The organism is Duncaniella sp. C9 (assembly GCF_004803935.1).
Taxonomy (GTDB): Bacteria; Bacteroidota; Bacteroidia; order Bacteroidales; family Muribaculaceae; genus Duncaniella; species Duncaniella muris.
In genome coordinates this window covers 2731871-2745204 of the sequence record NZ_CP039547.1, presented here as the reverse complement: position 1 = coordinate 2745204, position 13334 = coordinate 2731871, and the positions used below count along the sequence as shown (strand labels likewise).

11 protein-coding genes and 2 pseudogenes are annotated in these 13334 nt (G+C 50.2%); 7 read left to right on the top strand and 6 right to left on the bottom strand.

From position 1 onward, the window contains the following. Positions 1–126: 126 nt before the first annotated feature. The 3 genes and pseudogenes from E7745_RS15085 to E7745_RS11490 all read left to right on the top strand — a co-directional run. Positions 127–363: pseudogene (locus tag E7745_RS15085) on the top strand (helix-turn-helix domain-containing protein); the annotation flags it as partial. Continuing rightward, positions 285–1049: pseudogene (locus E7745_RS11495) on the top strand (IS630 family transposase); the annotation flags it as partial. The pseudogenes E7745_RS15085 and E7745_RS11495, both read left to right, overlap by 79 nt. Before the next feature lie 34 nt (positions 1050–1083). Then, entirely contained in the window at positions 1084–1746 is a 663-nt protein-coding gene (locus E7745_RS11490; protein WP_136408851.1) for a hypothetical protein, read from the top strand. 87 nt (positions 1747–1833) lie between these two features. Here the strand turns inward: E7745_RS11490 and E7745_RS11485 are convergent, their stop codons facing one another. Both E7745_RS11485 and E7745_RS11480 read right to left on the bottom strand, forming a co-directional pair. Beyond that, on the bottom strand, positions 1834–2547 hold the full coding sequence (locus tag E7745_RS11485) for an HAD family hydrolase (RefSeq protein WP_136408850.1): 714 nt from the start codon (positions 2545–2547) through the stop codon (positions 1834–1836). Beyond that, entirely contained in the window at positions 2534–3076 is a 543-nt protein-coding gene (locus E7745_RS11480) for a hypothetical protein (protein WP_124075488.1), read from the bottom strand. The genes E7745_RS11485 and E7745_RS11480 overlap by 14 nt, the downstream gene beginning before the upstream one ends. A 256-nt stretch (positions 3077–3332) precedes the next feature. On the opposite strand from E7745_RS11480, the gene E7745_RS11475 reads away from it, so the two are divergent. Then, on the top strand, positions 3333–3839 hold the full coding sequence (locus tag E7745_RS11475) for a hypothetical protein (protein ID WP_136408849.1): 507 nt from the start codon (positions 3333–3335) through the stop codon (positions 3837–3839). Between the two features lie 55 nt (positions 3840–3894). On the opposite strand, the gene E7745_RS11470 is transcribed toward E7745_RS11475, so the two are convergent. The 4 genes from E7745_RS11470 to asnA form a co-directional block, all read right to left on the bottom strand. Next, positions 3895–5142: a site-specific integrase gene (locus tag E7745_RS11470; RefSeq protein ID WP_136408848.1), complete on the bottom strand. Its 1248-nt coding sequence runs from the start codon at positions 5140–5142 to the stop codon at positions 3895–3897. Then, positions 5139–5702 carry a helix-turn-helix domain-containing protein gene (locus E7745_RS11465; RefSeq protein WP_123399102.1) on the bottom strand — a complete coding sequence of 188 codons (564 nt, stop codon included), beginning with the start codon at positions 5700–5702 and terminating at the stop codon, positions 5139–5141. The genes E7745_RS11470 and E7745_RS11465 overlap by 4 nt, the downstream gene beginning before the upstream one ends. A gap of 209 nt (positions 5703–5911) precedes the next feature. Further along, a complete protein-coding gene (gene dnaK, locus E7745_RS11460; RefSeq protein WP_107030961.1) occupies positions 5912–7816 on the bottom strand; it encodes a molecular chaperone DnaK in 1905 nt (634 codons plus the stop codon). A 328-nt stretch (positions 7817–8144) separates the two neighbouring features. Further along, on the bottom strand, positions 8145–9179 hold the full coding sequence (gene asnA, locus E7745_RS11455) for an aspartate--ammonia ligase (RefSeq protein WP_107030962.1): 1035 nt from the start codon (positions 9177–9179) through the stop codon (positions 8145–8147). 276 nt (positions 9180–9455) lie between these two features. Here asnA and E7745_RS11450 point away from each other — a divergent pair, with 276 nt between their 5' ends. The 3 genes from E7745_RS11450 to E7745_RS11440 all read left to right on the top strand — a co-directional run bounded on the left by E7745_RS11450 (position 9456) and on the right by E7745_RS11440 (position 13247). Then, entirely contained in the window at positions 9456–10019 is a 564-nt protein-coding gene (locus E7745_RS11450) for an L-threonylcarbamoyladenylate synthase (RefSeq protein ID WP_172480306.1), read from the top strand. Positions 10020–10117: 98 nt separating this feature from the next. Next, entirely contained in the window at positions 10118–11422 is a 1305-nt protein-coding gene (locus E7745_RS11445) for a sugar transferase (RefSeq protein WP_136408846.1), read from the top strand. Between the two features lie 22 nt (positions 11423–11444). Next, entirely contained in the window at positions 11445–13247 is a 1803-nt protein-coding gene (locus E7745_RS11440; RefSeq protein ID WP_107030965.1) for a chloride channel protein, read from the top strand. Positions 13248–13334: the final 87 nt, after the last annotated feature.

Genomic DNA, 13334 nt, shown 5'->3' with positions numbered 1-13334 from the left:
GCGTATCTTTGTGTAAACACATAAAGACACAACGCTATCGCAAAAATCAAAGTTATACAACTGACAGACCAACAACGTCTGCAATTAGAGGAAGGCTTTCGCCAAGGCAAGAGCCACGCATACCGCATGCGCTGTCGCGCAGTGCTTCTGAAATCCACCGGCCTGACTTCGGAACAGGTTGGAGAACAGACCGACATGACCCATATATCAGTCAATTCCTGGGTGAAACGCTTCGAGGCCGAAGGAATCAAAGGACTGGAAACACGTCCCGGACGGGGTCGGAAGCCAATAATGGACTGCTCGGACGAAGAGTCGGTACGCAAAGCCATAGAGAACGACAGGCAGAGCGTGAAGAAAGCGAAAGAGGCATGGCAGCAGGCTTCAGGGAAAGAAGCCTCCGAGAGTACCTTCAGGGCTTTTTTATCCGCCTTGGCGCGGGATATAGACGTATAAGAAAACGTCCAAAGGGGAAACCCTCGCCGCAGCTCTATGCGTATAAGACCGAGAAGCTGCAAGAACTCGTACAACAGGAAAAAGATTGTCTCATCGACATTTATTATGGAGATGAAAGCCACATCTGCACCGAGGGATATGTGCCATACGGATGGCAGTTCCGAGGTGAAGATGTCTATATCCCATCTGAAAGAGGTCTGAGACTCAATATTTTCGGCATGATAGACCGCAACAATCGATATGAAGGATTCTCCACAACTGAGAATATGACCGCTGACAAGGTTGCCGACTTTCTTGACCGATTTTCTCTCCGTATCCGTAAAAACACTTTTGTTGTCCTTGACAATGCAAGCGTCCACAGATGCAAACTCATGCGGGAACTCCGTCCAATATGGGAGAAACGTGGGTTGTATCTCTTTTTCCTTCCACCGTACAGTCCACATTTGAATATCGCCGAGACGCTCTGGAGAATCCTCAAGGGCAAATGGCTCAGACCTGCGGATTATTGCTCCACAGAATCCCTGCTCTATGCAACTAACCGTGCGTTGGCTGCGCTTGGATCTGAACTCAATATCAATTTTGTCCATGCGGCTTAGTATAAATTAATTTTTACGACTTACTTATCAAACCATGTTGCTGGAGCCGTCGCTGGGTGCAAACAGCGGCTTCCGAAGCATCTATGTGGATGAAATAGAGGTCGACGAGCAGAACGTTGACATCAGCGAATGTATACCCACCCGTGAAGGCGTGAGCGCCATTAAAAATCTCGACCCTGCCATCACTCAGTATGCCGCCACGTCGGCCGCCACACTCGGCATTCTCTACAAGCCCACTGACGAGGCCGGTCACATGATAGCGACGGTGGGCATGACCAGTATCACAGCCCCCGCGATGCCCGAAGGGATTATCGAAGTGAGAAACGTCGATTTTTCAACCCGATGCAAATACCTCAAATGCCGATTGAAAGGCGACGGAAGCGTGGCATTGAGGATTGACGACCGATATGCCGCCGACATCGCCGTGGTCAACAGCAGTAAAAGTGACTGGAACGAATACACAGTCCCCCTGACAAGTATTGAAGACGGCACCCACACGATTTACCTGATACTGAAAGGCGAAGTCGAATTTGACACATGGCAGATGACCGAGAGCGACTTAAGTTCAGTCGATACCGTGCCCTGTGACCCGCATGACCTCCGCGGCAACATCTACGACCTGCAAGGCCGCCGTCTCCCCGCCATCCCCACCGGCACCATCTACATCCGCAACGGCAAAAAATACCTCACCAAGTAACCCTCAATCCATCCGAATCCTTCACAAAATGAGTTGCGCCGCGATGCTTGATGGCATCGCGGCGCAACTATATGGTGGGGGAGGGGGTTATTTTACCAGGTCGAGGACTTGGGAGAGGCGGGTGATGGCCGAGGGGTGGGTGACGGCATCTTCGTCGGCTGTCCATCCTTTCCCTTTGAGCCATGCCACATGGCAGCCGAGCGAGAGGGCGGGGAGGATGTCTTTCTTGTAGCTGTCGCCTATGACAAGCACGTTTTGGGCCGGCAGACCGAGGGCTTCGACTCCGAGCGCAAATATTGCGGGGTCGGGTTTGCGTACTCCCACTACCGCGCTCTCGATTATGCGGTTGAAGTATTTCAGCAGGTCAAAGTCTTCAAGCACGGCGCTGACATTGCCGTAGAAGTTGGACACGAGTACCATGGGGAAGCGTGCATGCAGCGCCTCGAGGGTGGGACGTGCCTCCTCGATACACTCGCGGGCGGCTGCGTAGCAATACTGTGCGACGCGGGCAGCAAGTGGCTCGACAGTGTCGGCGGCGATGTGGCCGCGCTCGGCAAGCCATTCCAGCTCTATGCGCATCTTGATGAGCAAGAGGTCGTGGAAGTTGTGATGCGGGAGGATGTGGCGCACGCGGGCCAGCTCACGCTCGGCATGAACGTAGGCTTCGCGGAAGGTTTCCTTGTCAACCGTGATGCCGCTCTCGCGGTATCCGTCCCAGATTACCTCGCTCCAGTGAACGCCGCGGCTGTCGATTGTGCCGCCGTAGTCAAAAATTATTCCTTTGATTTCAGTATTTTCCATCTTTCAGTTCGGCGGTAAATTTGCGGCAGATGCCTTCGTGACGAATGATCATATAGACAAGGAGGTTGTTGAGCACAACAAGTTCAAAGGCGAAATAGAGCCACGGCATGCCGGCAAAGAGCGATACAAAGAGGGCTATCGTGCGCCAGTTGAACGAGAGGATGTTGGTGTACTTCATCAGCGGCAGCGAGGCGGCACGGAAGGCATCGCGGAACGACTGGGGGATGCGTCCCGATGGGAAGCGCTGCTTCAACTCGCGGCGGAGGGCCTGCATCGCCGGGGCTGTCGCCTCTTGCTGAACGGTATAGTTGGTATATACGGTCAGAGTGAGCTTTTTCCAGAAATCATGACTCCATGAGAGATTTTTCAGCTTGGCCTTGAGATCCGATGCGGTTTCGAGCTCGCTGCCGTCCTCGCCCTTCAGAAAATAAAGGTGGAACTGGCGGTAGTAGTCGGCCATTGCCGCCTGCTTGGCGTGGCAGATGCCGGTGACTACGGCGATTACCCATATAAGCCAGGGGTGGGCCATGAAAAACTCCGATGTGACGTGTAAAAATGTTGGAATTAATTTTGAGGTAAAAATTTAAATTAGTAATTTTGATGTTATGATACATCAAGGTATCGTAGAAGAGGGCTTGCAAACTGAGCCAGCACTGCAAATCAAGTTTGAAAGAAGAACATTGAAATCCGTAGTTGAGAATCTCTTATTTGTACGTTTATATTAGATTGACAGATCTGAAGTAGCGGAATTATATCAACAACAGGCATCAGTCACAGGTTAATCAGTGACAGACTCTAAGCAATTAGAGCAGGCATTCCCTCTTAATATCGACGGTCTAGTTAAGCATTACGAGATGACTCTCCAGAGGGAAGGATTTCTTGAAGATTCGCCCTTTATTATTAACCAGTTATTGGAGAAACTCGGTTGGAAAGTTCCAAGACTTAAACGAAAAGTCCATGTCTATATCGAGTTGACCGGCGACATAAAAAAACAATTAAAAGAGAAAGAGAAAAGTATAGCAAAAAAATTAGCACGAGGCTCAAAAATTAAATCGATGGATTGTAGTGCAGCAAAATATATCATTGAGGCTACATTATCCAGTTTCGAATGCCGTATAGCAAATCGACGTTTGAATAAAAAAGAAGCAGATGAATTCCTATGTTATAGTTCGCGGACCATGCGAGACCAACAGAGGATTTATAAGGATCGAATACTAAACCCAAAAACTTTTGAACATCAGATATTTACTGAACTACGCAGAGAGCTAAAAAGCTTGACCGCACAAGATTAAATAAGGCGCATCCTTTTGTGGTGCGCCTATATTTTTATCGGCCTATAAATAAGTCCTAAATCTTAATCTTAATGGCATCTGCTGCGGACTCTTTCTTTTTATCGACCACTTTAGTGTATATCTGCGTCGTGCGGACGTTAGTGTGGCCGAGCATTTTGCTGACGGTGTAGATGTCTGTCCCGTTGGCAAGCTGAAGCGTGGCGAAGGTATGGCGGAAGCAGTGAAAGGTGATGTGTTTGGTGATACCGGTGGATTTGATCCATCGCTCCAGAGGTTTGGAAATCCAGGATGGAGAAGGCAATCCTTCGAAAACCAATCGATCTCCATCCAGACGATCCCCGCATAACAGGTATGCCTGTTCAGAGATTGGTGTGTATTCTACACCCTTGGTCTTTTGCTGGTTGAAGTTAACTCGCCAATGGTCGCCGTCCTTTACCACCTCTTTCCATTTAAGCTTTTGAATATCTACATGACGCATACCGGACAATGCTGAGAACAGTGCAGCTCGTTTGATGATTGGTTGGTCACATTCTGTTGCGGCTAATTGGTTTAACTCTTCTATGGTAAGGTATTCTCGGCGACTCTCTTGCTCCGGGATGCCTTTTACTTTAGCTGCCAGGTCGACGGTAAGGTAGCCGTCCACGAAGGCTTGCTTCAGTGCCGCCTTAAAAATTGAGAAATAAGTGGCAGCTGTGTTTCGAGACACATTCCCACTCTTCTTTCCACCCTGAGGAGCAGTGAGCATGAACTGTTTGAAATTCTCGATAAAACGGAGGTCAATGTTGCTGAAAGGCACATTATCACTCTCGGCAAATATTTTAATCAGTTCATGAACACGATTCCAGTTCACCTTAATGGACTCCGAGTTGGCTGTGTGCCGTCTCTTGGCCTCCTGCTCAAAATAGTCAATAAAATTAGCCTGGGCGCGTTCACTCTGGGCCGCCAATGCTGCCTCGGTTTCTGTATATAGTTCCTGATTATCATATTCACGCTGTCGAAGTTCACGAACCTTATCTGCATACAAACAGGATTCATTATCAACGGCTGACCGACACATGATAACGCCATTCGCATCACGCCTTGGCTTGTATGTCACGCTCCCATCTGGATGCGTCTTTGCAACATGAGACTTATCCCAAATGGGTGTAGTAACACTCCGGTTGACACCCTCCTTAATCCGGGTGGGCTTCCCATTGGGTGTCTTATACACGGGGTATATGTCAATTATCAGATACCATTCATCACGATATTCTGACTTGCGTAACTTAACAGTGCATTTGGTGTTTGCGAGCTTCTTTTTCATTTCTTCACGACATCTTTATAAATGCGGTCAATTTCTGATTTGGGGGCATAGACGAAGCGCCCTATTTGTCGAATGGGAATAGAGTATTTCCTTATGTGGGAGTATACGGTACTCTCGGCTATAGCGAATTTCTCAGCAATCTCGCCAATAGTATAGCAATCCTCAGGCTCCAAATTATACGGTTTAGGTAGTGTCTGTCTGGCGTCAACGGGTTCTTCACGCAATGGCAGTATGCCCATCAGTTCCGATTTTCGAACTCTTGTAAGCCGTTGTCCTAGATTGATGCTTGACACTTTACCGCTATTTATTAGCCTCCTGATCGTTTTTGCACATACACCAAACACGGCTTCGGCTTCCGTAACGCTTATATAGTCTCGCTTATCCGGAATTTCACCTATGACCTTATCCCATCTTTCGCGTTGCAGTTTCAGTGCATTTCTTTGTTTGTAGCCCTTGTTAGAACAAGCGCGGCTACAATAATAGGAGTCGAGCGACTTTGCAAGAAAGATCGCCCCGCAGCATTTACATTTTCTCTTTATTTCGTATTGTGCTGTTGGCATATTATTACTATTAAGAACCCATAAGAGGACATAAGGGCAAATAAGGGACACCTCATCGCCAATTAAGGGACGTTCCAAATATGGTGCAAATATAACGAAAATAAATCAATTTCAAGCTATCTTGATTAAAATAGTGAAAAAGAAAATGGAGTGTAACCTTTTGAGTCACACTCCATTTATATGGATTTAGATTGTTCTGAATTGAGACCTTATTTCACTTCCTCAAATTCTACGTCGTCGACGTGGCCTTCGCCGGGGTTGCCTGCCTGTGAGGCTCCGGGGTTAGGACCTGCCTGTGCGCCTCCGGCTGCCTGCTGGGCATTGAGGATTTCCTGCTGGATGGCTCCGAAGGTGTTCTGGATTTCGGTTATGGCAGAGTCGATGGCTGCGATGTCCTGGGCCTTGTGGGCTTCTTTGAGCTTGTTGAGGGCGTTGTCGATCTGGGCTTTCTTGTCTGCAGGGATCTTGTCGCCGAGTTCCTGAAGCTGCTTTTCGGTCTGGAATATCACGGTGTCGGCGTGGTTGAGCTTGTCGATTTTTTCTTTTTCCTTGGCGTCAGCTGCGGCGTTGGCTTCGGCTTCTTTCTTCATGCGTTCGATTTCTGAGTCGGTCAGGCCGCTTGAGGCTTCGATACGGATGCTCTGTTCTTTGCCGGTTGCTTTATCCTTGGCTGATACGTTGAGGATGCCGTTGGCGTCGACTTCGAAGGTGACTTCGATCTGGGGGATGCCGCGGGGTGCAGGTGCGATTCCGTCGAGGTGGAATTTGCCGAGTGTCTTGTCGTCTTTGGCCATAGGACGTTCGCCCTGAAGGACGTGGATCTCAACCGAGGGCTGGTTGTCAGCGGCGGTGGAGAATGTTTCGCTCTTGCGGGTAGGAATGGTGGTGTTGGCTTCGATCATCTTGGTCATTACGCCGCCGAGGGTCTCGATGCCGATTGACAGAGGCACAACGTCAAGAAGAAGAACGTCTTTTACGTCGCCTGAGAGCACACCGCCCTGGATGGCTGCGCCGACTGCCACTACTTCGTCGGGGTTTACGCCCTTTGAGGGTGCTTTGCCGAAGAATTTCTCTACTACCTGCTGGATTGCGGGGATACGGGTTGAACCGCCTACAAGGATGACTTCGTCGATGTCTTTTGCTGTCATGCCGGCATCCTTAAGGGCCTGTTCGCAAGGCTTGATGGTTGCCTGGATGAGTTTGTCGGCGAGCTGTTCGAACTGCGCGCGGGTGAGGGTCTTGACGAGGTGTTTGGGACCGGTGGCTGTGGCAGTGATATAGGGGAGGTTGATTTCAGTAGAGGTGGTTGACGAAAGTTCGATCTTGGCTTTCTCGGCGGCTTCTTTGAGGCGCTGGAGGGCCATTGCGTCTTTACGCAGGTCGATGCCTTCTTCTTTTTCGAATTCGTTGGCGAGCCAGTCGATGATCACGTGGTCGAAGTCGTCACCGCCGAGGTGGGTGTCACCGTTGGTTGATTTAACTTCAAACACGCCGTCGCCAAGTTCGAGGATCGAGATATCGAATGTACCGCCGCCAAGGTCGAAGACTGCGATCTTCTGGTCTTTGTCTGATTTGTCAAGGCCGTAGGCGAGGGCTGCGGCGGTAGGTTCATTTACGATACGCTTTACAGTGAGGCCTGCGATCTCGCCGGCTTCTTTGGTTGCCTGACGCTGAGAGTCGTTGAAGTAGGCGGGCACTGTGATGACTGCTTCAGTCACTGCCTGTCCGAGGTAGTCTTCAGCGGTTTTCTTCATTTTCTGAAGAATCATTGCCGAGATTTCCTGGGGGGTGTATTCGCGGCCGTCGATGTCGACACGCGGGGTGTTGTTGTCGCTGCGGACCACTTTGTAGGGCACGCGCTCGATTTCTTTTTCAACCTGATCGTAGGTTTCACCCATGAAACGCTTGATGGAGTTGATGGTGCGTTTAGGGTTGGTGATGGCCTGACGTTTTGCGGGGTCACCGACTTTACGTTCGCCACCGTCAACGAATGCTACAATTGAAGGGGTTGTGTTGCGGCCTTCGCTGTTAGGAATAACGACGGGGTCGTTGCCTTCAAGGACTGAAACGCAGGAGTTGGTTGTTCCAAGGTCAATACCGATAATTTTTCCCATAATGATTATAATTTTTTATTTTTGTTTTTTTTGATTTGTCTGTTGTTTCTGTCGGATTTCGGAATGTGGAGCCTGGGGATGGTTGTATACGGCTTGGTTTTCCGGTTCGACATCCAATAATGTAACAAATTTTGTGCCAAAAAGGTTGTGGCAGGCGTAAGGTACTGACGGATACTGATTTTGGTGTGAGGATTGTTGTGACATGAAAACTGACACGGTCTGCCAATACGACAGACTCGTATAGGCAGACCGCAGAACTATGTGTAAAAAAGGGATGTTGGGGTTAGTTTATAATATATAGGTTGTTATGTGTAAACCGGTGTCTGGGTCAGAGCAGTTCGATGCCTGCATCGGCACATGCTTTGATCTGATCTTCAGGCCATATTGATGCTTGGACTTCACCGATGTGTGCTTTGTGGAGGAGGAACATGCACAGGCGGCTCTGGCCTATGCCGCCTCCGATTGAATATGGGAGCTTTCCTTCGAGGAGAAGTCTGTGGAATGTCAGAGATGAGCGTTCGGGGCATTCGCGGAGTTTGAGCTGTTCGCGCAGTGATTCGGGGCTTACGCGGATGCCCATTGAGGAGATTTCAAAGGGTATGTCAAGCACGGGGTTCCAGAGTATGATGTCACCGTTGAGGCCCTGATAGCCTTCTTCGTTGAGGCTGATCCAGTCATCGTAGTCGGGCGAGCGTCCGTCGTGGGGCTGTCCGTCGCTCAGAGGAGCTCCTATACCTATTATAAATATAGCGCCGTGTTCGCGGGCGAAGATGGTTTCGCGTTCGCGCGGAGTTTTGTCGGGGTAAAGACGGGCCAGCTCTTCGGCATGGACAAAAGTGATGTCCGGCGGGAGGACGGGGGTGATATGCGGAAATTTCTCGTAGACTGTCTGTTCGACTTCAAGAAGGGTTTTGTAGATGGTTCTTACGGTCTTTTTCAGATAGTCAAGTGTGCGGTCTTCCTTGCGGATGGTTTTTTCCCAGTCCCACTGGTCGACGTAGAGCGAGTGGATGTTGTCAAGATCCTCGAATGTGCGGATGGCGTTCATGTCGGTATAGAGGCCGTAGCCGGGGGCTATGTCATAGGCTCCGAGTTTGTAACGTTTCCATTTGGCCAGCGAGTGGACCACTTCGGCTTTGCGGCCTCCCATCGCGTCGATGGTGAATGAGACGGCTTCTTCCACGCCGTTGAGATTGTCGTTGAGGCCTGTGCCTGTCAGAAGGAAGAGCGGGGCGGTCACTCGGCGCAGTCTGAGCTCGCGGGCGAAGATGGTCTGGAAGGTGTCTTTGACCATTTTGATCGCTACTTCGGTTGTTTCCGGAAGCAGTTTGCGATGATATTTCTTGGGGATGATAAGTGGCATGGGGTGAATGTTTTGCTGAGGTTTTATTGATATGTGGCAAAGGTAATGGCAATTTTTTGAATTTGCAAGCAAATTGCAATTAAAATTGTAATTTTATTATCAAAATGATAAAAATGGTCAAATTTAAGCTGCATTTTACCACTGTCGGACTTGTCGTGGCAAAGGTGCTGGCGAAGATATTTTTTGGAATTAGTTTATATATAAGTGGTGTAATAGAAAGAAATAGATTAAATTTGCATACATAAACGTTTCAATCACTCCAGTGCAATGACAGATCTGGCTAAAGATATTTCTTCGGCTGTTGCCGTGCTCCGCAAAGGCGGAATCATTGTCTATCCTACAGACACAGTGTGGGGTATAGGCTGCGATGCCTGTAATTCCGAGGCCGTGCGCAGGGTTTTTGAAATCAAGCGGCGGGCCGATTCCAAGGCTTTGATCACGCTGGTGGCCGATGGAGAGGATGTTGCGCGCTATACATCGTCAGATTTTTCTACGGCCATGAAGCTGATAGGAGAGAGCCGGCGTCCGACCACCGTTATCTATCCGGGTGCCAAGGGACTTGCTCCGGAATTGATAGCAGATGACGGGAGTGTGGGCATCAGGCTGACTTCCGAGGCTGTCTCGGCTGCGATATGCCGAGGCCTTGGCCGTCCGCTGGTCTCTACATCGGCCAATATCAGCGGTTGCCCGGCGCCGGCTTTGTTTGGCGAGATTTCCGAGGAGATCCTCGATGCTGCTGATTATGTGGTCGAGGCCCGGCGCGATGATGTCAGCGCGGCGTTGCCGTCAAGAATAATGAAAATAGAGCCAGACGGCTCCGTCACAGTAATACGGCCGTGAAATCGAAGAGGAGCCGGATACTGAGGACCTGTTATGTCGGCGCCGATTATTTGTCGACTCTCGCCGGAGTGCTTTTGTTCACTCTGGCCCGATTTGTTATGATCGGTCCTCTGCACAATACCTATTCCGGGTTCTGGGCTTTTGTCAATACTCCCGGCTCGCGGCTGACGCTGGCGCTGTTTCCGGCGTTGATGCTGGGGCTGTATTGTGTGTCGGGATACTATGTCAATGTGGCATACAAGTCGAGAATCAGAGAGTTTCTCAATACGCTCTGTTGTGTGGCCATCGGGTCGGTGATCTTCTTCATGGTTGTGCTGCTCAATGACGTTTTGCCGCGCCGTATCCACAACTATGAACTGCTGCTGATTCTTTTTGGATGCCTGTTTGTGACGGCCTATGGCACACGCCTGCTGCTTACCACTCTCATAAAATCATCGTCCGCCCGTCGTCATGACCGTCAGAGATTGCTGATGCTCTGTGACAGAACCGGCGATGAGCGCCTGATACGTGACGCGGACAGCTGCCGCAAGGAGGTTGTCGCCACAATCCCGTTTGATAGCTTCGGTTGCTCCTCCGCCGATAGCCATTGTACTCATGGTTATTTCGGCCGACAGCTGAAGAAACATGACGCAGACGGCTTTCTGCTGTCGCTTTCATCGCTGCCGCAGGACAGGCTGCTGAAGATAATATGTGAGCTCTATCTTCTTGATTGCCCGATAATAGTTTCGGCCGATGATTACCGCCTGCTGACTTCAAAGGTGGTGTATGAAAACCTCATGTCAGAGCCGCTGATGGATATTTCGAGACTTACGCTTCCCGACTCGACTGTAGCAGTCAAGCGCAGTCTTGATGTGGCTTTATCAGTCATCGGGCTGATTGTGTCGCTGCCGGTGATGCTTGTGCTTGCTCTTCTGGTGAAAGTCGGCTCGAAAGGTCCGGCCATATATTCGCAGGAACGTATCGGCTATCACCGCATACCGTTCAGAATCTACAAGCTGCGTTCAATGAAGGCGGATGCCGAAGTGAACGGTCCGGCATTGTCGGCGGAAGATGATCCGAGAATAACACGCATAGGGCGTTTTATGAGGAAATATCGTCTTGACGAGCTGCCTAATCTGTGGAATGTGCTTCGTGGCGACATGTCGCTTGTCGGGCCGCGCCCTGAGCGGGAGTTTTTTCTAAGCCAGATGCGCGAGGCCGCTCCGTACTGCACTCTTCTCCACCAGGTAAGACCCGGACTGACTTCGCTCGGCATGGTCAAGTTTGGCTATGCATCGACAGTCGAAGAGATGCTTTTACGGCTGAAATACGATCTTCTCTATATCCAGAATCTTTCTCTCTCGCTGGACCTCAAGATACTGTTTTATACATTACGCACAGTCATAAGGGGCGAGGGTCTCTGAGACAAGGTAAAAAAGGAAAGAAATGAAACTGTTTTTCACATCCATAGCAAAAAGCTTTCAGGATGCCTTCATGGTGTTTCTGATGTGGCGCGAGCGTCATATAAAGGAAAAGACGTTTGTCATCATACTGGCGTTGCTGGTCGGCATTCTGGCCGGAGTGGCGGCTCTTGTGCTGAAAACGCTGATCCATCTGATAAGCCACGCGCTGACGTCCAACATCAATATCGACGAAGGCAGTCTGCTGTATCTGATCTATCCGGCAGTCGGAATTCTTCTGACCATGCTGTTTGTCAGATATGTGGTCCGTGACAATATATCCCACGGTGTCACAAGAGTGCTTTATGCCATTTCGCAGAACAAGTCGCGCCTGAAGCGCCACAATATGTATTCATCCGTAATCGCCAGTTCGATCACCATCGGATTCGGCGGATCGGTTGGAGCCGAGGGCCCTATAGTCTATACCGGAGCGGCAATCGGTTCGAATCTCGGACGTGTGTTCCGGCTGTCGCCACGGATTCTGATGATCCTTGTGGGCTGCGGAGCCGCAGCAGGTATCGCCGGCATTTTTAAGGCTCCGATTGCCGGTATGCTTTTCACTCTGGAGGTTCTGATGCTCGATCTGACCACGGTCTCGGTGATGCCTCTGCTGATAGCGTCGATAACGGCCGCAACGGTGGCCTATGTCGCAACTGGCTATGATGCAGAATTCTTCTTTCTTCAGAGCGAGCCGTTTGTGACCGGAAGAATACCCTATGTCATTCTTCTCGGTCTGTTTCTCGGATTTGTGTCGCTCTATTTCACGCGGTCGATGAACATGATGGAGGGGCTGTTCAGAAAACTCGGCACTCCGTGGCGGAAAATGCTGGTGGGAGGCTCTGTAGTGGCGCTCCTCGTCTTTCTGTTTCCGCCGCTCTACGGCGAGGGTTATTCGTCGATCATCGACCTTCTCAGCGGCAACACGGAGTCGATTGTCAACGGCTCGATCTTCTACAAAGACAGAGGGTCTGTCTGGTGGATTCTCGGCTTTATCGCCGCGCTTGTCCTTCTGAAATCATTCGCCACCTCGGCCACAAACGGTGGCGGCGGTGTCGGCGGCACCTTCGCCCCATCGCTCTATGTAGGATGTATGGCAGGATTCTTTTTCGCCTATTTCATCAATACGGTCTTCGGTCTGGATCTGTCGACCAAGAACTTTGCGCTGATGGGTATGGCAGGTGTCATGTCAGGTGTCATGCATGCCCCGCTGATGGGTATCTTCCTTACGGCCGAGCTGACCGGAGGCTATGAACTGTTTCTGCCCCTGCTGATTGTCTCGGCGATTTCCTACGGCACTATCAAGTTTTTCGAGCCTTACAGTATCTACACCATGCGTCTTGCCCATGAAGGCAAACTGATCACTCACCACAAGGACAAGGCTGTGTTGACACTGCTCAAGATCGACAATGTCATAGAGACTGACTTTGTGGCAGTCCGGCCTGACATGAACCTCAAGGAGATGGTTAATGCCATCTCACGCTCATCGCGCAATCTGTTTCCGGTCATTGGCGATGACGGAAAGCTGCTCGGAGTGGTGATCCTTGATGAAATCCGCAACATCATGTTCCGGCCTGATCTCTACAAGCGCATGTATGTCAATCAGTTCATGTCAATCCCTCCGGCCAAGGTCGAAGTTGGGCAGAGCATGGAGACTGTCATGAAGACTTTTGACGCTACCGGCGCATGGAATCTGCCGGTGGTTGAAGAAGGTCGATACGTGGGGTTTGTGTCGAAATCAAAAATTTTCAACTCCTACCGCCGTGTGCTGCGCCACTATTCGGAGGATTGATGAAATTTTGTTGAGAGTTCTAATAATGTGTATATATAAGTCAGGAGCCGGATTGCAGATTAATCCGGCTCCTGTGCTATATATGTG

Excerpts from the sequence above, each read along its gene's own strand:
- E7745_RS11465 (WP_123399102.1), bottom strand. The coding sequence starts at position 5,702 with ATGCCAACAGCACAATACGAAATAAAGAGAAAATGTAAATGCTGCGGG.
- asnA (WP_107030962.1), bottom strand. The coding sequence starts at position 9,179 with ATGCCACTTATCATCCCCAAGAAATATCATCGCAAACTGCTTCCGGAA.
- E7745_RS11490 (WP_136408851.1), top strand. The coding sequence starts at position 1,084 with ATGTTGCTGGAGCCGTCGCTGGGTGCAAACAGCGGCTTCCGAAGCATC.
- E7745_RS11480 (WP_124075488.1), bottom strand. The coding sequence starts at position 3,076 with ATGGCCCACCCCTGGCTTATATGGGTAATCGCCGTAGTCACCGGCATC.
- E7745_RS11440 (WP_107030965.1), top strand. The coding sequence starts at position 11,445 with ATGAAACTGTTTTTCACATCCATAGCAAAAAGCTTTCAGGATGCCTTC.
- E7745_RS11470 (WP_136408848.1), bottom strand. The coding sequence starts at position 5,142 with ATGAAAAAGAAGCTCGCAAACACCAAATGCACTGTTAAGTTACGCAAG.
- E7745_RS11445 (WP_136408846.1), top strand. The coding sequence starts at position 10,118 with ATGATCGGTCCTCTGCACAATACCTATTCCGGGTTCTGGGCTTTTGTC.
- dnaK (WP_107030961.1), bottom strand. The coding sequence starts at position 7,816 with ATGGGAAAAATTATCGGTATTGACCTTGGAACAACCAACTCCTGCGTT.
- E7745_RS11485 (WP_136408850.1), bottom strand. The coding sequence starts at position 2,547 with ATGGAAAATACTGAAATCAAAGGAATAATTTTTGACTACGGCGGCACA.